The following is a 19744-nucleotide window of genomic DNA, read 5'->3' as shown; positions in this document are numbered from 1 at the left end:
GTCGCGGCGACGGCCGCGCCGAGCGCGGCGACCAGCTCGGGCGACGGCCCGTAGGGGTTCTCGTTGGTGTTGAGCTGCACCGGGACGTCGAGCTGCGGCGCCCCGTAGGGCTTCTCGCCGCGCAGGTCGTCGCGGATCGGCAGGTCCTCAACGGAGGTCATGAGGGGATCCCCCAGTCGAAACGGGCCTTCAGGGCGGCGCCGTGGGCGGGCAGGTCCTCGGACTCGGCGAGCACGACCACGCGGGCCGTCGCCTCGGCCAGCGCGGCCCGGTCGTAGGCGACGACGTGCACGCCGCGCAGGAACGACTGGACGGACAGCCCCGAGGAGTGGCAGGCGCAGCCGCCGGTCGGCAGCACGTGGTTGGAGCCGGCGAGGTAGTCGCCGAGCGAGACCGGCGCGTGGTCGCCCACGAAGATCGCTCCGGCGTTGCGGACGCGGGCGGCGACCCCGGCGGCGTCGGCGGTCTGGATCTCCAGGTGCTCGGCGCCGTAGGCGTTGACGACCGCGAGGCCGTCCTCGACATCCCTGACCAGGACGATCGCCGACTGCCTGCCGCCCAGCGCCTCGGTGATCCGGGCGGCGTGCTTGGTCCTGGGGACCTGGACGGCCAGCTCGGCCTCGACGGCCTCGGCCAGCTCGAGCGAGTCGGTGACCAGCACCGACGCCGCGATGGTGTCGTGCTCGGCCTGGCTGATCAGATCGGCGGCCGCGTAGACGGGGTTGGCCGTCGCGTCGGCGAGGATCGCGATCTCGGTCGGACCGGCTTCGGCGTCGATGCCGACGACCCCGCGCAGCAAGCGCTTGGCGGCGGCCACATAGATGTTGCCGGGGCCCGTCACCAGATCGACCGGCGCGCACTCCTGCGTGCCGTAGGCGAACATCGCCATGGCCTGGGCGCCGCCGGCCGCGTACACCTCGTCGACGCCGAGCAGCGCGCAGGCCGCCAGGATCGTCGGGTGCGGCAGCCCGCCGTGATCTTTCTGCGCGGGCGAGGTGACGGCCAGCGAAGGCACCCCCGCCTCCTGCGCGGGCACCACGTTCATGACCACGCTGGACGGGTAGACGGCCTTGCCGCCCGGCACGTACAGGCCGACCCGGTCGACGGGGATCCACCGCTCGGTGACCGTGCCGCCCGGCACGACCGTGGTGGTGTGGTCGGTGCGGCGCTGCTCGCGGTGGACGATCCTGGTCCGCCGGATCGCCTCTTCCAGGGCGTCCCTGACGGCCGGGTCCAGCGACTCCAGCGCCGCGGTGATCGCCTCGGCGGGGACCCTCGTGCTGCTCAGCTCGACGCCGTCGAACGCCTTCGTGTACTCCAGGACCGCCGCCACGCCACGATGCCGGACGTCCTCGCAGATCGGCCGCACCTTCTCCAGGGCGGCCTCGACGTCGAAGTCGGCTCGGGGCAGCGTCGCGCGCAGATCGGCCGGAAGGCCTTCGCGCAGGTCGATTCGGGAGATCACACGGTTCAGTCTACGGACACGGCCCCCCGGTCCGGGAATTCGTATACCAGGGGGTGAGACAACACAGCCCACCATCCGGACAGAGGGCCGGTTATCCGACGGACAGGCCGGCTTCCCAGTTGGCGAAGCGGCCCTCGCCGTCGAACATGGCGCGGGCGGTGCCGCCGCCGGGCAGCCGCGCCTCGGTCATCGCGCCCTGCCGCCGGAACGGGATCCGGTGGTGGGACAGGTACCGGGTCAGGGTCAGCGCGGGGTCGTAGGGGAACAGCGCCACCGCCCCCATGATCAGCCGGGGGACGGGGATGGGGTCCCAGGGGGCCTTCGGGACCCGCTCGTCGTCGACCAGCAGGTAGGCGCAGCCGCCGTCGTAGCCCGCCCCGATGTAGCCGTGCTGGCCGAGCGCGCCCGCCGCGGCCACCGCCATCAGCTCGTCGCCGTCGGCCGCGGGCCCGGCGTACCAGCTCAGATCCACTTCGGGGGTGGTGAACTCGGGGACGCCCAGCCGCTCCCCCAGCGCCCGCAGCGCCAGCGTGGGCGCGACGGCCGGATGGTCGGGCCCGAACTGGTCGTTGGCCCAGCCCCACAGCCAGGTCCGCTCCCGGGAGGCGTAGCTGCCGAGCAGCGACACCTGGACGGTCACCCCGCCGCTGCTGTAGGTCCTGGCGGTCAGGTCGGCGCTCCAGTCCGCGCGGGGCAGGACCTCCGAGAGGGTCTCCTGCTGCTGGAGCACGATCGCGGACAGCGCGGCACCGAGGCGATCGAACGCCGAGCTGAATCCTGACATGACCGGAACACTACCTGGGCGAAGCCCTTCGCGCTGCCCCCCGTTCGGTCACCCTCACGATGCGGCTACGCTGCGAGAGATCACTGTTTCGTTCATGTCACGGGGAGAGCGATCTTGGGCCGACAGCTCTGGTACTGGGCGGGCGCGACACTGTCCCTGTGCCTGTTGGGACTGCCCGCCGGGCTCCTGTGGTCGTCGTTCTCCGACCGGCCCGCCTATGTCGTCGCGCACGACTACGATCCGCTGAAACCGGTCCTGCTCGAGCCCGACTCGCCGTCCTTCATCGCGGCCGACGGCCATTTCGCGCTGATCGGCGCCGTGCTGGGCCTGCTGTGCGGGGCGCTCGCCTACGCGTTCGCCGGACGCCGCAACGACCTCGGCCTGATCGCGGGCCTGACCACGGGCGGCCTGCTCGGCTCGCTCGTGGCCTGGGCCGTCGGCCACTGGATCGGGCAGTCGGCGTTCGACGCCGCGATGGGCTCCCCCGACGGCACCCGGCTGGACGGCGTCCTGACGCTGGGCGCCAAGGGCGTCCTGCTCCTGTGGCCGCTGACCGCGCTGATCGCCTACGGGCTGCTGGAATCCCTCGACCTGGCCAGAAGGTCATTCCCGGCCGATGTCGGCGACCTTCGCTCCGGTGAGCCCGACCAGCGCGACGGGGGCGAGCTCGATCTGGAGCCCTCGCCTGCCAGCCGAGACGTAGACGGTCGCGAACCCCTCGGCTGAGGAGTCCACTACCATCGGCAGCCGCTTCTTCTGGCCGAGCGGGCTGATCCCGCCCACCACATAGCCGGTGGCCTTCTCGGCCTCGTGGGCGTCGGCCATCCGTGCCTTCTTGCCGCCGACCGCGGCGGCCAGGGCCTTCAGGTTCAGGGTGCCCGACACCGGCACCACCCCGACGGTCAGCTTCCCGTCCACCTCGGCCAGCAGGGTCTTGAACAGCCGCTGCCGCTCCACCCCGAGCGCGTCGGCCGCCGCCTCCCCGTAGGACTCGGCGGCCGGATCGGCCTCGTACTCGTGCAGCCGGAACTCGATCTTCGCCCGGCTCGCCGCGACGACGGCCGGAGTCCCGCCCGTCACAGCTCGACCAGCGCGCTCGGGCCGAGCAGGACCTTGAGGTCCCCCGCGAAGGCCCCGTTGGACAGGTTGACCTTGTAGTCGGGCAGCGCCATCAGGACCTTCTTGCGGTTCAGCTTCTCCAGCAGCAGATGGACGGGGGTGTCCCCCCGGTGGGTGCGGAACATCTGCTTGAGCTCGCCGATGAGCGCCACGTCGATGCGGTCCTCGCGCAGCGAGATGACGATGGGGTCGCGGTCGCCGGCCTGCGGGACGTTGGAGATGTCCAGGAACTCGATCGCGACGGCGTTGAAGGAGACCGAGGACTCCTCACCGTTGTCCCGCACCCTGATCTTGCCGGTGACGGCGACGACGAGGTCGGGCGCGAGGTTGTCGCCGTAGAGCTGGTAGGTGGCGGGGAAGCAGGGGACCTCGAGGGAGCCGTCATGGTCCTCGATGTTGAGGATCGCCCAGACGTTGCCCTGCTTGGTGACCTTCTTGTCGACCCCCGAGATGATCCCGGCGACCTTGATCTCGCCGCGTTCGCGGTCGGCGTCGCCGTTGAGCACCTGGGCGATGCTGTGGGTCCGGTTCCGCTCCAGGACGCGCTCGGCCCCGTTGAGCGGATGGTCGGAGACGTAGAGGCCGAGCATCTCGCGTTCGAACGCCAGTTTGGTCTTCTTGTCCCACTCGTTGGGCGGGACGACCACGGCGAACGCGGCGCCGCTGGAGTCGTCGGTGTCCTCGAAGGCGCCGAACAGGGAATCCTGCCCCATCGCCTCCTTCTTCTTCACGTCGATGACCGAGTCGATCGCCGTGTCGTGGACCTGGACCAGCCCGAACCGGGAGTGGCCGAGGTCGTCGAAGGCCCCCGCCTTGATCAGCGACTCGATGGTGCGCTTGTTGCAGACCGGGGCGGGCACCTTGGTGAGGAAGTCGTTGAAGTCGGTGTATTTGCCGTGCTCCCTGCGGGCCTCGATGATCCCGTGGATCGGCCCGTCACCGACGTTCTGGACGGCGCCGAGACCGAAGCGGACGTCCTCGCCGACGGCCGCGAACCGCAGACCCGACTCGTTCACCGACGGCGGCAGCACCCGGAGCTTCATCCGGCGGCATTCGGCCAGGTAGATGGCCATCCGGTCCTTGTTGGTGCCGACCGAGGTGAGCAGGGCGGCCATGTACTCGGCCGGATAGTTGGCCTTGAGGTAGGCCGTCCAGTAGGACACCAGCCCGTACCCGGCGGTGTGGGACTTGTTGAAGCCGTAGGAGCTGAACGGCTCCAGGACGTCCCAGACGGCCTTGGCGTGCTCCTCGGTGAAACCGTTGTCGACCATGCCGGAGGAGAAGGTGGCCCACTGCTTGTCCATCTCCTCCTTCTTCTTCTTGCCCATCGCGCGCCGGAGGATGTCCGCGCCGCCGAGGGTGTAGCCGGCGAGCTGCTGGGCGATGGCCATGACCTGCTCCTGGTACACCACCAGGTGGTAGGTGTTGCCGAGGATCGGCTCCAGAGCGTCCCTGAGGTCGGGGTGGATCGGTTCGACCTTCTGCGTCCCGGCCTTGCGGAGCGCGTAGTTGACGTGCGCGTTCGCGCCCATCGGGCCGGGACGGCCGAGCGCCAGGATCGACGAGACGTCCTCGAACTCGGTCGGCGCGATCAGCTTGGTGAGGTCGCGCATCATGCTGGAGTCGAGCTGGAAGACCCCGAGGGTCCAGCCGGCGGCCAGCAGCTCGTAGGCCTTCTTGTCGTCCAGGGGGACCTTGAGCATGTCGAGCTCGATGCCCCGGTTGGTCTTCACGTTCTCGACGGCGTCGCCCAGGACCGTGAGGTTGCGCAGCCCCAGGAAGTCCATCTTGAGCGCGCCCATGTTCTCGCTGGACGGCCCGTCAAAGCCGGTGATGCGCGCGCCGTCCTGCGGCCGCTGGAAGATCGGCATGACGTCGACGAGGGGCTGCGAGGACAGGATGACGCCCGCGGCGTGCACCCCGGTGCCGCGGGTCAGGCCCTCCAGGCCCATCGCGGTGTCGATGACCTTCTTGACGTCGTGGTCTTCTTCGTAGAGCTTGCGGAGCTCGCCCGCCTCCCCGTACCGGGGGTGGCTGGTGTCCTGGATCGCCGACAGCGGGATCTCTTTGCCCATGACGGCGGGCGGGAACGCCTTGGTGATCTTCTCGCCGACGCCGAAGGGGTAGCCGAGGACGCGGCCCGCGTCCTTCACGGCGGCCTTCGACTTGATCGTCATATAGGTGATGATCAGCGAGACGTTGTCCTCGCCGTACTTCTCCGTGACATAGCGGATCATGTCGCCGCGCCGACGCTCGTCGAAGTCGAGGTCGACATCGGGCATGGAGACGCGTTCGGGGTTGAGGAACCGCTCGAACAGCAGATTGTGCTCGATGGGGTCGAGCTCGGTGATGCCGGTGACGTAGGCGACCATCGAACCGGTGGCCGACCCTCGGCCGGGCCCGACCCAGATGCCGCTGTCGCGCGCGTGCTGGCAGATGTCGGCGACGACGAGGAAGTAGCCGGGGAACCCCATGCCCTCGATGACGCCGAGCTCGTACTCGATCCGCTCGGTGACCTCGGCGGGGACCGGGTCGCCGAACCGCTGGACGGCGCCGCGCTGCGCCTCCTTGCGCAGCCACGTCATCTCCGTCTCCCCTTCGGGGACGGGGAACTTGGCGGCCAGGTCGCGGTGCGCGAACACCTCGTCGTAGGCCTCGACGCGCTCGGCGATCAGCAGGGTGTTGTCGCAGCCCAGCTTCCACAGCTCGTCGTGGTTGAGGTCGCGCATCTCCTCGGCGGAGCGGATGTAGTAGCCGTTGCCGCTGAACCGGAACCGGTCGGGCGCGGCGATCTGGGAGTTGGTGCCGACGCACAGCAGCGCGTCGTGGGCGGTGGCCTGGTCCTCGGTGACGTAGTGGGAGTCGTTGGTGACCAGCGGCGGGATGCCGAGCTTCTTGCCGATCTCCAGGAGCTGCTCGCGGACGCAGGTCTCGATGAGGATGCCGCCGTGGTCCATCAGCTCCAGGAAGTAGTTCTCCCGGCCGAAGATCTCCTGGTACTTCGCCGCGTGCTCCAGCGCCTTGTCGAACTGGCCGAGCCGCAGCCGCGTCTGGACGGCGCCCGACGGGCAGCCGGTCGTCGCGATGATCCCGTCGTGGTAGGTGTCGAACAGCTCGTCGTCCATCCGCGGGTACTTCTTCATATGGCCTTCGAGCGAGGCCAGTGAGGAGATCTTGAAGAGGTTCCGCAGGCCCTGGGCGTTGTAGGCCCACATGGTCTTGTGCAGGTAGGTGCCGCTGGCCGAGACGTCGCCGCCGACGCCGCGCTGCTCGTCGAACTTCCGCTGGTGGGGCTCGCCCCAGAACACGGCCTGCTTATGGAAGCGGGACTCGGGGCTCACATACCCCTCGATGCCGATGATCGGCTTGACCCCGGCGCCCTTGATCTTCTTGTGGAACTCATACGACCCGAACAGGTTCCCGTGGTCGGACATGGCGATCGCGGGCATCCCCAGCTGGGACACGCGGTCGGCCATCTTTCCGATCTTCGCCGCGCCGTCCAGCATGGAGTACTCAGTGTGAACATGCAGGTGCACGAACGAGTCAGCCACAGGTGATCTTGGCCTTTCGGGGTCGGCGGACGGTGCCCCAACTCTATCGAGGCGGCGCGGTGGACGCGCTCGACCCGGCAACTTCAACGGGGCCTGAGACGGCCTCAAACCGAGGGCGGCGCGAACTCCGCCGACCTCGGCGGCACGGGGTACTCAGGATTCGGCGCGGACCAGGTCCAGGGCGTTCTGCAGATCGTCCGGGTACGGGCTGGTGAACTCGACGTACTCGTCCGTCGACGGATGCGCGAAACCCAGCCGCACCGCGTGCAGCCACTGCCGGGACATGCCCAGCCGGGCCGCGATCGTCGGATCGGCGCCGTACATCAGGTCGCCCACGCACGGGTGCTTGAGCGCCGACATGTGGACGCGGATCTGGTGGGTGCGGCCCGTCTCCAGATTGATGTCGAGCAGCGTGGCCGCCCGGAACGCCTCGATCGTGTCGTAGTGCGTCACCGACGGCTTGCCGCCCGCGATCACCGCGAACTTGCCGCTGCCGCCCGGATGCCGGTCGATCGGCGCGTCGACGGTGCCGCGGAACGGGTCGGGGTGGCCCTGGACCAGCGCGTGGTACCGCTTGGTGATCTCACGGTCGTGGAAGGCGCGCTTGAGCCGCGAGTAGGCCAGCTCGCTCTTGGCGACGACCATGCAGCCGGTGGTGTTGGCGTCGAGCCGGTGCACGATCCCCTGACGCTCGGCCGCCCCGCTGGTGGCGACGGTGTGCCCGGTGCCGAGCAGCCCGCCGATCACGGTCGGGCCCGTCCAGCCGGTGGTCGGGTGGGCGGCGACACCGATCGGCTTGTTGACCACGACGATGTCGTCGTCCTCGAACACGATCATCATCCCGGGCACGGGCTCGGGCACCGCGACGGGCGCCGCGGGCGGCGGCGGAAGGGTGACCTCCAGCCAGGCCCCGGCCGTCACCCGGTCGGACTTGCTCACCGGACGGCCGTCGACCTGCACGTCACCCGCGCTGATCACTTCGGCGGCGCGGCTGCGCGACAGGCCGAACAGCCGGGCGAGCGCCGCGTCGACGCGTTCGCCCTCCAGCCCGTCCGGAACGTACAGGGAACGGAAGTCACTCATCGCCGTCGGCCTTCTCCGCGGGGGCGGATTTCGAGGAGACGACGCGGGTGCCGTCGATCTGGACGCCGCGCCACGCGAGGTAGACGGCCAGGACGCCGCCGCACACGATCGCTGAGTCGGCGAGGTTGAACACCGGGTAGTGGGGCCATTCGATGAAGTCGACCACATGGCCCTTGAACACGCCCGGCGACCGGAAGACCCGGTCGGTCAGGTTGCCGAGGGAGCCGCCCAGCAGCAGGCCCAGGCAGACGGCCCAGGGCACGCTGCGCAGGTTGCGCGCCGTGCGGATGATCGCGATCACCACGCAGGTGGCGATGATCGTGAAGATCCAGGTCATCCCGGTACCGATGGAGAAGGCCGCACCGCTGTTGCGGGTGACCCGCAGCGTGGTGAAGCCGCCCAGCAGCTCGATCGGGGTGCGTCCCTCGAGCCGGGCGACGACGATCACCTTGGTGACCAAGTCCAGGAGGTAGGCGAGGAGCGCGACGCCGGCCAGCACGGCAACGCGACGAGGCCGGGGCGCGGTAGCGGCCCCGGCTCCGTCTGGAGAGGTATCGATGTCCGTCAGCGACGTTCTTCCTTCGTCTTACAGGGCACGCACAGGGTGGCGCGCGGGAAGGCCTGGAGTCGTGCCTTTCCGATGGCCTTGCCGCAGTTCTCGCAGACACCATACGTGCCCGCGTCGATCCGGGCGATCGCGCGTTCGTTCTGTTCCATCAGATCACGCGAATTGTTGGTGAGCGCCAGTTCGTGCTCACGCTCGTAGGTCTTGGCCCCGGCGTCGGCCTGATCGTCGCCGGCCCCCTCGCCGGCGTCGCTCCCCTCGGCGGCCTGAGTGCGGGCGGCGGAGATCTCGGCCGCGAACTCCTCGATCTCGGCTGCCAGCCGGGATTTCACGGTGGACAACTCCTTGGTCGTCCACTTCTCCTCACCGTCGCGGACCGGGAGTTTTCCCGCTTTCTTCGTCACGCTTGCGGTGCCGGCCACGTCGGACCCCCTCGCGTTGATCTTCTCTTCGACTGGCAGTGCGGGCAGCATAGGTCTCCATTCGCGGTACGGCAAACATCGCCGTTTGGTCACCACCCGCATATGCCCCATGACACGTCGTCAGGAACCACGCAGTTCGCCGATCTTTGATGTGAGCTGGGTCACATCACCGTCGATCTCGATGACCTTCTCACGGCTGGTCGCACCGCTGATCAATCGGATGTCCCTTCTTCGTACCCCCAACGCTCGAGCGACCGCGTTCAGTGCCGCCTCGGTCGCTTTTCCTTCGACGGCCCGAGCGGCCACCTTGACCACCAGAGCCTCGCCATGCACGCCCCCGACGCGGTTCCTGGACGCTCCGGGCCCCACCCGGATGGTCAGCCGCACCGACATGTTTCACCTCTCCTTGGGCCTTCCGTGCCCAGGTAATGGGTCGAACACCGACCCCGGGTACCCGTACAATCGTGGCAGTCGACGCGCAAGGCAGCGATGAGGCCATCACCTCGGAGCCGCCGGAAGAACAGCCCGGTCCCGGTGACCTGGCCCACTAGACCCGGCAGCCGCGACCAACGAAGCGGATCACGCTCGCCGTGATCAAGAGGGGTGGTACCGCGGAGCCGAGCGCTTCGTCCCTTCAGAGCCGACCGTTAGAGTCCTTTGAAGGAGAAGAAGTGTCCTTCTCGCCCCTGCCCGCGCAGGTCGACCTGCCCGCACTCGAACGCTCGCTTCTGCGCCGCTGGCAGGACGAGAAGATCTTCCAGCGCTCCCTCGACAAGAACCAGGACGGCCCCCGCTGGGTCGTCTACGAGGGCCCGCCCACCGCCAATGGAATGCCCGGTGTGCACCACATCGAGGCCCGCGTCTTCAAGGACGTCTTCCCCCGGTTCAAGACCATGCAGGGCTACAACGTGCCCCGCAAGGCCGGCTGGGACTGCCACGGCCTGCCCGTCGAGGTCGCCGTGGAGAAGGAGCTCGGCCTGTCGGGCAAGCCCCAGATCGAGGCCTACGGGATCAAGGAGTTCAACGAGCGCTGCCGCGAGTCCGTCACCCGGCACACCGACGCGTTCGAAGAGCTCACCGAGCGCATGGGCTACTGGGTGGACCTCGCCGACGCCTACCGCACCATGGACCCGGCCTACGTCGAGTCGGTGTGGTGGTCACTGAAGGTCATCTGGGACAAGGGCCTGCTGTTCCAGGACTACCGGATCACCCCGTACTGCCCGCGCTGCGGGACGGGCCTGTCCGACCACGAGCTGGGCCAGCCCGGCGGCTACGAGACGGTGTCCAGCCCGTCGGTGTACGTGCGGATGCCCGTCACGTCCGGCCGGTTCGCGGGCAAGGACCTGCTGATCTGGACGACCACCCCGTGGACCCTGGTCTCCAACACCGCGGTCGCCGTGCACCCCGACGTCACCTATGTGGTGGCCGAGAAGGACGGCGAGACCCCGGTGATCGTCGCGGAGCCGCTGCTGGAGTCCGCGCTCGGCGAGGGCTGGACGGCCACCGAGTCCTTCCCCGGCGCCGAACTGGAGCGCACCCCCTACTCCCGCCCGTTCGACCTGGTCGAGATCCCCGGCGCGCACTTCGTGCTGCTCGCCGACTACGTCACCGTCGAGGACGGCACGGGCCTGGTCCACCAGGCCCCGGCGTTCGGCGCGGACGACATGGCGACCTGCAAGCGGTACGGCCTGCCCGTCGTCAACCCGATCGGCACGGACGGCACGTTCCTGCCCGACGTCCCGCTGGTCGGCGGGGTCCTGTTCCGGGACGCCGACGCCACCCTGACCGCCGACCTCCAGGCGCGGGGCCTGCTGTTCAAGGGCTCGCACTTCGAGCACAGCTACCCGCACTGCTGGCGCTGCCACTCCGCGCTGCTCTACTACGCGCTGCCCGCCTGGTACATCCGGACCACCGAGGTCAAGGACCGGATGCTGGCGGAGAACGCCCAGACCAACTGGCACCCCGAGACGATCAAGGAGGGCCGGTTCGGTGAGTGGCTCCGCAACAACGTCGACTGGTCGCTGTCGCGGTCGCGCTACTGGGGCACTCCCCTGCCGATCTGGACCTGCCCCGACCAGCACGTCACCTGTGTCGGTTCGCTGAAGGAACTCGGCGAGCTGGCGGGCGAGAACCTGTCGGCGCTGGACCCGCACCGCCCGTTCGTCGACGACGTGACCTTCCCCTGCCCGGTCTGCGCGCAGACCGCGACCCGCGTCCCCGACGTCATCGACGCCTGGTACGACTCGGGCTCCATGCCGTTCGCCCAGTTCGGCTACCCGGGCTCCGACTCCGCGGAGTTCGCGCAGTCCTACCCGGCGCAGTTCATCTGCGAGGCCACCGACCAGACCCGCGGCTGGTTCTACTCGCTGATGGCCGTCGGCACCCTCGTGTTCGACAAGTCCGCCTACGAGAACGTGCTCTGCCTCGGCCTGATCCTCGCCGAGGACGGCCGGAAGATGTCCAAGCACCTCGGGAACGTGCTCCAGCCGATCCCGCTGATGGACAAGCACGGCGCCGACGCGCTGCGCTGGTTCATGGCCTGCTCGGGTTCGCCGTGGGCGCCCCGCCGGGTCGGTGACGCCGGTCTGGAGGAGGTCGTCCGGAAGGTCCTGCTGACCTACTGGAACACCGCCTCGTTCTTCGTGCTGTACGCCAACGCGGCCGCCGCGCAGGACAACGCCTGGACCCCCGACCGGCTCGGCGAGGCGCCCGCACCCGCCGACCGGCCGCTGCTGGACCGCTGGGCACTGGCCGAGCTGAACCGGACGGTCGCCGAGGTCACCACCGCGCTGGAGTCGTTCGACACCCAGACCGCCGGACGCCGGCTCGCCGAGTTCATCGACGATCTGTCCAACTGGTACGTGCGCCGCTCCCGCCGCCGCTTCTGGGAGGGCCCCGTCACGGCCGACGGCCACAGCGCCTTCGCCACCCTGTACACGTGCCTGGAGACCCTCACCAAGCTGATGGCCCCGCTGGTGCCGTTCGTGACCGACCATGTGTGGGACGTCATCAAGCCGGCCGGGGCGCCCGAGTCGGTGCACCTGGCGTCGTGGCCGGTCGTGGACGAGGCGCTGCTGAACGCCGAGCTGTCCGGGCAGATGGGCCTGGTCAGGCGGCTGGTCGATCTGGGCCGCGCCGCCCGTACCGCTTCGGCCGTCCGGATCCGGCAGCCCCTCGGCCGCGCCCTCATCGGCGCGCCCGGCTGGGCGGCGCTTCCCGCGGAGCTGCGCGCGCAGATCTCCGAGGAGCTGAACGTCGCGGAGTTCCAGGATCTGTCGTCGATCGGCGGCGATCTCGTCGACTTCGAGGTGAAGCCGAACTTCCGTGAGCTCGGCAAGCGCTACGGCAAGCAGACCCCGCTCGTCGCGAAGGCGATCACGGCGTCCGATCCGGCCGCCCTGGTCACCGCGCTGCGCGGCGCGGGCTCCGTGCTCGTGACGGCCGACGAGGTCGGCGAGGCGTCGCTGACCGCCGAGGATCTGGTGATCACCGAGCGGCCGAAGTCGGGCTGGGCGGTGGAGTCCGCGAACGGCGAGACCCTCGCCCTCGATCTGGAGATCACTCCCGAGCTCCGCAGGGCCGGCCTGGCCCGCGAGGCCGTCCGGCTCCTCCAGGAGGCCCGCAAGACCACGGGCCTGGACGTCACCGACCGCATCACCGTCCTCTGGTCCGCCGAAGGCGAACTAGCCGAAGCCCTCCGCGACCACACCCCCGACATCGCCACCGAGGTCCTCGCCACCACCTTCACCGAGTCCCCCACCACCACCACCACCCCCACCCACACCGACCCCGACCTGGGCCTCTCCTTCACCCTCACCAAGGCCTGATCGCACCGCACCGCAGGACGGCCCGCCGGGGTTCCGGCGGGCCGTCCGCGCTTTCCACGAGATCATGGACGCGTAGTGTCGCGTTTGGGATAGTGGGGGGGTGGATTTGGAGAAGAAGAGCGAGCTGCGGGCGTCTGACGCTGACCGGGAGGCCGTCGCGGGGCGGTTGGGGGACGCGCTGGCCGAGGGGCGGCTGGCGCCTGAGGAGTATGCCGAGCGGCTTGACGTGCTCTATACGACCAAGACGTACGCGGAGCTCGAACCGTTGATTCGCGATCTTCCGTCGGATGCCGAGGACGGGCCGACGATCTCGCTGATCAAGGGGGCGGAGCCGGTGCAGGGCGCGCCCACGCAGCGGTCCAGCACGATCGTGGCGATCTTCGGTGGCGCCGAGCGGAAGGGACGCTGGCTGGCCGAGCCGACCACCACCATCACGACGATCTTCGGTGGGGTCGATCTGGACTACCGTCAGGCGGTCCTCACCCGGCGGGAAGTCGTCGTCAACGTGGCGTGCGTCTTCGGCGGGATCGACGTCGTCGTCCCGCCCGGTGTGCGGGTGGTGTCCGAGGTCTCGGCGATCTTCGGCGCGGTGGACGACGCGGAGAACGACACCGTCGACCCGCAGGCCCCCGTGATCCGCTTCACCGGGTTCGTGCTGTTCGGCGGGATCGAGTTCAAGCGCAAGCTTCCCAAGGAGCAGCGGCAGGCCCAGCGCGCGGCCCGCCGCGCCGAACGCCGCGACCGCCGCACCTCCGGCTGACCTGGAGAAACGACGCGGGGAAGAAACACAGAAAAGGGACGCCCGTGGGCGTCCCTTCCGTCGTCCGTGCCGCTAGTGGGCGTGTTCCTTGTCCGGCTGGCAGACCAGGCACGGGGTGCAGCCCCTGGCCTTGGCCTCGGTGCGAGGCAGGCTCTCCAGATCCTCGTCCTCCTCACCGATGTCCTCGATGAGGGCGCAGTCGGTGCGGTGGTAACGCTTGGTGCCGCTGAGGATCCGGACGATCGGCCCCTCGTCGGCGGGTTCCTCCGCCGGCTCGCGGGACTCCGGCACCGCGACGGGCAGCGGCTCCTCGACGGTCGGCGCGGGGGCCGCGGCGGGCGCCTCGGCCTCCTCTTCCTTGATCGCCTCGGCCAGTACCTGCTCCAGGTCGGGCACGGCGGCGGGCTTCCACGCGGCGTCGGTCAGGGTCTCGGTGGCCGGGGCGGACTCCCACTCACGGGCGGCCGGGACCTCGTCGGTCCTGGTGACGTCCTCGTCCTGCGCCGCGGGCTCCTCGGCGGGAACCGTGAAGGACGGGTCGTCGAGCGGGCTGGGCTTCTCGGTGCCGACCTTGTCCAGCTTGTCCAGGCCGAGCGAGCGCCGCTCCTCAGGAGTGGGCGCGTACGGCGAGGGCCGCCAGTCGGTCGTGGTCTCGGTCGCCGACGGCTCCGCGGGAGCGCTCCAGTCCTGGACCGGGAAGTCGGTGACGGTCGCCGGTTCGGGGAAGGCCGCGACGGGCTGGTCGATCGGCGCGGACTGGCTCCAGTCCGGCGCGGTGACCTGCACTTCGGGAGCCGTGGGGTAAGCGGAATCCGCGGACTCGAAATCGGCGGGCTCGGTCTCCTCGGTGGAGACCTCGCCTGCCGGAGCCGCCATGGCGCGCGCCGCCAGGGCGGTGTCCGGCAGGCAGGCGGTGCAGGGGCTGAACCCCTCCTCCTGCGCCTCGACGTAGGTCAGGTCCTCGGTCTGGCGACCGGCGAGCTGACGGCAGGTGTCGAGGTGGTAGCGCTTGCGGCCCGGGACGACGTAGACGATCGCGTCGTCGGGGACCTCGACCGACGGCATCGGGAACGACACCGGGGTCTCGAACGCGACCGGCTCCGCGTACTCCTCCGCCGGGGCGATCGGAGTGCGGGCAGCCGCCTGGCGGGCGGCCTTGCCGGTCGGACGGGTCTTGTTCACCGGGCGGGCGGCGGCGGGGCCGAACAGCTCCCTGCGCCTGATGAGCACCCCGATGGCGAGGCACAGGGCGGAGACGACGCTCACAGCGATCGAGACGTAGATCAGCTGAAGCCCGGTCAGGCCCAGTACTCCCTGCTCCTGCGTCACGATCCCCGCCACCAGCAAGGCGATCGCTCCGACGACGAGCAGGCCACTCAGGATGATCACAAAATCTTCCTCTCCCCGGCTTTCGAGCAGACCGGCCGGTGCGCCGCTTCCAGTGAGCGGCGTCACGGCCGATTCAGCACCCTATCGCTACAACCGGAGGCCGGTCGTCACGGGAGTGCGCGCCTTCCCAAATGCTTCCCGGGGAAATTCGTCCCCGAGTGAGCGGACGGGAAGGACACCAACCTGCTCGAACTCTTACTCTCAGACCCTGCGCTCGTGCGGCTGGGGCTCCACGGCGTGGAAGGCGCCCGTACCGCTGTGCTGCTGAGCGGGCTCGCTCGGCGGCGGGAACGGGGTCGGGCCGGAGGAGACCTGCGCGGGCTGGCCGTTGCGGACGTCGTGGGCGACGACCGCGACCGGCTGCGGGCCCGTGATGGTCGGGCCGGAGGGGAAGCCCTCCGTCGCGCCGACCTCGAGCTCGCGGAGCTGGCCCTCAAGGTAGGCCTTGAGCCGGCTGCGGTACTCGCGTTCGAACGCGCGCAGGTCGTCGACCTTGCGCTCCAGCTCCTCACGCTGCTGCACGAGGGAGCCCATGACCTGGCGGTGCCGCTCCTGGGCATCGCGGTCGAGCTGCTCGGCGCGCGAACGGGCCTCGGAGACGATCTGGTCGGCCTGGCGGCGCGCCTTGCCGAGGATCTCCTCGGCCTCGCGACGGGCCCGTCCCAGGGTCTCGTCGGCCTCGCGGCGGGCGTCGGCGATCGCCTGGTCGGCGGTCTGCTGGGCGAGCGCGAGCACGCGGGCCGCGGTGTCCATGTTGTCCTCGGTGGACGGACGCTGGACGATGCGCTCCTCGTGCGCGAGCCCGAGGCCCATGGGCTCGGGCTGCTGCTGCATGACCGGCTCGTGGCGCACGGGCTCGGGCATCGGGGGGGCCAGATCGGGCTTGGGCTCCACGATGGGGGCGGCCATGGCCGGGATCTTGCCACGGAGCGTCTCGGCCAGTTTGGCGCGGAGCTCCTCGTTCTCCTGGATCAGACGGTCGAGCTCGGCTTCGACCTCGTCGAGGAAGGCGTCGACCTCTTCCTCGTCGTATCCAGGTCGAAGCCTGGTCGTGCTGAACTGCTTGTTCCGCACATCCGCGGGTGTCAGCGGCATGTTGGTCTCCTTGGCGCGCTTGGAGTTTGTCCCGAAGGACGGTATCCGATCAGAGCTCCGTCACGAAGGCGATCATGATGTCAGCCCCCCGACGATCCTGATCAAGATCAGGACTGCCAGGAAGAGCACCATGAAACTCAGATCGAGACTCACGTTACCCAATCGCAACGGTTTGAAGATACGCCTCAGTCGCACCAGGATCGGCTCGGTGACCGTCCAGATGGGTTCGGCGAACACGAGCACGACCCCCTTGGGCCGCCAGGGCTGCCGGGACGTGCTCTCCGCGTACATCTTGAGGTAGTCCAGAATCAGTCTGCCGATCAAGATCAGCAGAAAAAGATAAAGGACGACGGTCAGAATCGATCCAACGACTGTCACGGACACTCTCGCATGTGGCTGTCAGCTTTGGTTGAAGAATCCGCGTTCTGCCATCCGCGCCTTGTCTTCGGCGGTCACCTCGACGTTGGCCGGGGACAGCAGGAACACCTTGTTGGTAACACGCTCGATGCTCCCATGGAGACCGAACACCAGACCAGCCGCGAAGTCGACGAGACGCTTGGCGTCGCTGTCGACCATCTCGGTGAGGTTCATGATCACCGGAGTGCCCTCACGGAAGTGCTCCCCGATGGTCCTGGCCTCGTTGTAGGTCCTGGGATGAAGCGTAGTGATACGCGCCAAATCCGGCACTACCATCTCACGACGTTCCTGTGCCGGAACCGCGGGCGGCTCGACGGACGGGACCGTGGTCGTGCGGTGGTCCTCTTCGAGGTCGATCTCGTGACGGCGCTCCTCGTGGGGATCGTCGTCGTAGTAGTCGTCGTACTCGTCATAACGGTCGTCCTCGACGAGGCCGAGGTAGACCGCCATCTTGCGCATCGCGCTGGCCATGGGCCCCTCCGTTCCAGACGTCCGCTGCCCGCTCGGACATTACCTGACGATCGCCCGCCTGCCTCCGAGCAACGCCGTACCGATGCGTACGTGTGTCGCGCCACAGGCGATCGCCTCGACGAGGTCTCCGCTCATCCCCGCCGACATGATCGTCGCATCCGGATGCGCGGCCCTCAATTCCTTTGTCAGCTCCGCGAGCCGTTCGAACGCGGGCCCGGGGTCCTCCCCGAGGGGGGCGACCGCCATGATCCCGCCGAGCGCCAGCCCCGGCGCGTCCGCGATCTCCGCCGCGAGCGGCAGGACGTCCTCGGGCCGCGCGCCTCCCCTGCCGTCGGCTTCCGGCGGGTCGAGCGAGACCTGGACCAGGCAGGTGAGCGGCTTGTCGCGGCCCTCCGCGGCCGTCGACAGCGCCGACACCAGCCGGGGCCGGTCCACCGAGTGGACGACGTCGGCGTACTTCAGTGCCGACTTCACCTTGTTGGTCTGCAGACGCCCCACGAAATGCCAGTTCAACGGCAGATCGCGGAGTTCGGCGGCTTTGGGGCCCGCCTCCTGGTCGCGGTTCTCGGCCACCTCGGTGATCCCGAGCCCGGCCAGCAGCCGGACGTCGGAGGCCGGGAAGGTCTTGGTCACCGCGACCAGGGTGATCTCCGCCACCTCGCGGTCGGCCTTGGCGCAGGCGTCCGCGATCTTCTCGCGGACGTCCTGCAGGTTGGCCGCGAGCTCTTCTTCTCGGGTCACAGATCTACTTCAGGAAGTCCGGCACATCGAGGTCGTCGTCCTCGTCGAAGACGACGGGACGGCGCCGGGACGGCTCGGAGAACCGGTCGAATCGGGAAGGCGTGTTCGCTGCCCCTGCATTGCTCGACACAGTCGGCTCGGGGTTGCTCGCCGGCTGCGGCACCTTAGGGTGCTCGGCCGGCTCCTGCTCCGGCTCCGGCGCGGTGGCCTGGGCCGGCTCCGGCTCGGGCGTGTGCACGGGGGCGGCCGCCTCGTTCACCACGGTCGCCTGGATGGTGGCCGGGCGGGCCGGCGGCACGTTGCGCTGGGGCGGAGGCGGCGGCGGGAGCCGTTTCACCTCCGGTTCGGGCGCTGTGGGCTGCATCTCGTCAAAACCCGCCGCGATCACGGTGACGCGCACCTCGTCGCCGAGCGCGTCGTCGATCACGGCGCCGAAGATGATGTTCGCGTCGGGGGCCGCGGCGTTGGAGACGAGCTGCGCCGCCTCGTTGATCTCGAACAGGCCGAGGTCGGACCCGCCGGAGATCGACAGCAGCACGCCGTGGGCACCGTCGATGGACGCCTCCAGCAGCGGGCTGGAGATCGCCATCTCGGCGGCGGCGACCGAGCGGTCGTCGCCCCGGGCCGAGCCGATGCCCATCAGGGCCGAGCCCGCGCCGGACATGACCGACTTGACGTCGGCGAAGTCCAGGTTGATCAGACCGGGGGTGGTGATCAGGTCGGTGATGCCCTGGACACCGGAGAGGAGCACCTGGTCGGCCGCCTTGAAGGCGTCCAGGACGCTGACCTGCCGGTCGGAGATCGACAGCAGCCGGTCGTTGGGGATGACGATGAGGGTGTCGACCTCGTCGCGGAGGGTCTCTATCCCCGCCTCGGCCTGCATCGCGCGGCGCTTGCCTTCGAAGCTGAAGGGGCGCGTCACGACACCGATGGTGAGGGCGCCGAGGCCGCGGGCGATGTTCGCCACGACCGGCGCGCCGCCGGTGCCGGTGCCGCCGCCTTCACCGGCGGTGACGAAGACCATGTCGGCCCCCTTGAGGACCTCCTCGATCTCCTCGCGGTGGTCTTCCGCGGCCTTGCGGCCGACATCGGGGTTGGCGCCGGCGCCGAGGCCACGGGTGAGTTCCCTGCCGACGTCGAGCTTGACGTCGGCGTCGGACATCAATAGCGCCTGGGCGTCAGTATTGATGGCGATGAACTCGACGCCCTTGAGCCCCTCTTCGATCATTCGGTTGACGGCGTTGACACCGCCGCCGCCGATGCCGACGACTTTGATGACCGCGAGGTAGTTCTGCGGTGCTGCCACGACGAGGGGCCTTTCCGCTCGCTTGCTGTGAGTGTTTAAAGCTTCACCCTCTACTTGAGGCTTACAGTTATGTAAACCTGAGGGCTGCTAGGGACAGTAGGGCTGGCCTGCATCAGGGTCAACTAACGCGCCCGCAACCGGATCGGCGTGTCGCGGTCACGACGCGTTGCCCCGGTTCGCGGAAGTCGCAGGTCACCTGGTGGTGACCACACCCGGCGCGGACACGTCGATGGTGTGCGCGAGCCGCCCCGCCCTGGTCCTCAGCAGGGCGTCGAGCAGTTTCACCTTCTCCTTTGGCCGCTCCGCCGAGCCCCAGACCACGGTGATGCCGCCGCCGAGCCGCAGCACCACGTTCTGCGGGCTCAGCGCCTCGATGGTGACCAGACGTGACGACAATCGCGTCGGGAGGGCCGTGAGAACGCCGAGAGCGGCCTTGGTGGCGGGGTCGCCGGGACCGGGCTGGGCGACCGCGAGGACGGGCAGATTCCCCCGTCTGTCACGCGAAGTGATTACCGTCACACCGAACGCGTCCACCTGGGCGAAGCCCTGCGCCGACGGGAACACCGCGACCGGCCGACGCTCCCGGACGGTGATGACGAGGGTGGTCGGCCAGCCGCGGTCGACCGTCACCCCTTCGACCTCGCGGAGCGCCGCGATCCGCCGGGCGACCGCGCCGGTGTCGACGCGCGCCAGCGGCGCGCCGATCCGCACCTGAGCCGCGTCGGCGACCTGCTTGGACCTGAGCAGCC

The 19744-nt window shown here is 69.4% G+C and carries 17 protein-coding genes and 1 pseudogene; 2 read left to right on the top strand and 16 right to left on the bottom strand.

The genetic code is table 11. From position 1 onward, the window contains the following. From ACYVE7_RS12155 to ACYVE7_RS12115, 9 genes and pseudogenes are all read right to left on the bottom strand, one after another. Positions 1-161, bottom strand: a pseudogene (locus ACYVE7_RS12155) (histidinol-phosphate transaminase); the annotation flags it as partial. Then, entirely contained in the window at positions 158-1465 is a 1308-nt protein-coding gene (gene hisD / locus ACYVE7_RS12150; RefSeq protein ID WP_460364734.1) for a histidinol dehydrogenase, read from the bottom strand. The pseudogene ACYVE7_RS12155 and the gene hisD, both read right to left, overlap by 4 nt. 91 nt (positions 1466-1556) lie before the next feature. Next, positions 1557-2249 (bottom strand): DUF6882 domain-containing protein, encoded by a 693-nt coding sequence (locus ACYVE7_RS12145; protein WP_460364733.1) that lies wholly within the window; start codon positions 2247-2249, stop codon positions 1557-1559. Positions 2250-2852: 603 nt separating this feature from the next. Then, complete coding sequence (gene ybaK / locus ACYVE7_RS12140) at positions 2853-3329, bottom strand: Cys-tRNA(Pro) deacylase (RefSeq protein WP_460364732.1); 477 nt, start codon at positions 3327-3329, stop codon at positions 2853-2855. Then, complete coding sequence (gene dnaE, locus ACYVE7_RS12135) at positions 3326-6919, bottom strand: DNA polymerase III subunit alpha (RefSeq protein WP_460364731.1); 3594 nt, start codon at positions 6917-6919, stop codon at positions 3326-3328. Before dnaE ends, ybaK begins: the two co-directional genes overlap by 4 nt. 153 nt (positions 6920-7072) lie before the next feature. Next, the gene (locus tag ACYVE7_RS12130; protein WP_460364730.1) at positions 7073-8002 is read right to left on the bottom strand and encodes an RluA family pseudouridine synthase; all 930 of its coding nucleotides are present in this window, start codon (positions 8000-8002) and stop codon (positions 7073-7075) included. Continuing rightward, complete coding sequence (gene lspA / locus ACYVE7_RS12125) at positions 7995-8501, bottom strand: signal peptidase II (protein ID WP_460364729.1); 507 nt, start codon at positions 8499-8501, stop codon at positions 7995-7997. Before lspA ends, ACYVE7_RS12130 begins: the two co-directional genes overlap by 8 nt. Positions 8502-8566: 65 nt before the next feature. After that, complete coding sequence (locus ACYVE7_RS12120) at positions 8567-9040, bottom strand: TraR/DksA family transcriptional regulator (protein ID WP_460364728.1); 474 nt, start codon at positions 9038-9040, stop codon at positions 8567-8569. Positions 9041-9109: 69 nt separating this feature from the next. Next, a complete protein-coding gene (locus tag ACYVE7_RS12115; RefSeq protein WP_460364727.1) occupies positions 9110-9382 on the bottom strand; it encodes a DUF167 domain-containing protein in 273 nt (90 codons plus the stop codon). Positions 9383-9660: 278 nt separating this feature from the next. Here ACYVE7_RS12115 and ileS point away from each other — a divergent pair, with 278 nt between their 5' ends. Both ileS and ACYVE7_RS12105 read left to right on the top strand, forming a co-directional pair. Further along, on the top strand, positions 9661-12816 hold the full coding sequence (gene ileS, locus ACYVE7_RS12110; RefSeq protein ID WP_460364726.1) for an isoleucine--tRNA ligase: 3156 nt from the start codon (positions 9661-9663) through the stop codon (positions 12814-12816). Positions 12817-12916: 100 nt separating this feature from the next. After that, complete coding sequence (locus tag ACYVE7_RS12105) at positions 12917-13576, top strand: DUF1707 SHOCT-like domain-containing protein (protein ID WP_460364725.1); 660 nt, start codon at positions 12917-12919, stop codon at positions 13574-13576. A 72-nt stretch (positions 13577-13648) separates the two neighbouring features. Here ACYVE7_RS12105 and ACYVE7_RS12100 read toward each other — a convergent pair whose 3' ends face one another. The 7 genes from ACYVE7_RS12100 to ACYVE7_RS12070 form a co-directional block, all read right to left on the bottom strand. Beyond that, entirely contained in the window at positions 13649-14965 is a 1317-nt protein-coding gene (locus ACYVE7_RS12100; protein ID WP_460364724.1) for a hypothetical protein, read from the bottom strand. Between the two features lie 201 nt (positions 14966-15166). After that, a complete protein-coding gene (locus ACYVE7_RS12095) occupies positions 15167-16060 on the bottom strand; it encodes a DivIVA domain-containing protein (RefSeq protein WP_460364723.1) in 894 nt (297 codons plus the stop codon). Positions 16061-16132: 72 nt separating this feature from the next. Continuing rightward, positions 16133-16444, bottom strand: a complete 312-nt coding sequence (locus ACYVE7_RS12090) for a YggT family protein (protein WP_460364722.1) — start codon at positions 16442-16444, stop codon at positions 16133-16135. Between the two features lie 15 nt (positions 16445-16459). Then, on the bottom strand, positions 16460-16948 hold the full coding sequence (locus ACYVE7_RS12085) for a cell division protein SepF (protein WP_460364721.1): 489 nt from the start codon (positions 16946-16948) through the stop codon (positions 16460-16462). A gap of 39 nt (positions 16949-16987) precedes the next feature. Further along, positions 16988-17689 carry a YggS family pyridoxal phosphate-dependent enzyme gene (locus tag ACYVE7_RS12080; RefSeq protein WP_460364720.1) on the bottom strand — a complete coding sequence of 234 codons (702 nt, stop codon included), beginning with the start codon at positions 17687-17689 and terminating at the stop codon, positions 16988-16990. A 4-nt stretch (positions 17690-17693) separates the two neighbouring features. Continuing rightward, the gene (gene ftsZ, locus ACYVE7_RS12075) at positions 17694-18995 is read right to left on the bottom strand and encodes a cell division protein FtsZ (protein WP_460364719.1); all 1302 of its coding nucleotides are present in this window, start codon (positions 18993-18995) and stop codon (positions 17694-17696) included. Between the two features lie 192 nt (positions 18996-19187). Next, the coding region (locus ACYVE7_RS12070; RefSeq protein WP_460364718.1) for a cell division protein FtsQ/DivIB at positions 19188-19744 on the bottom strand (557 nt) is incomplete at its 5' end.

Source organism: Actinocorallia lasiicapitis, assembly GCF_054778695.1.
This window is presented reverse-complemented; position numbering and strand designations above follow the sequence as displayed.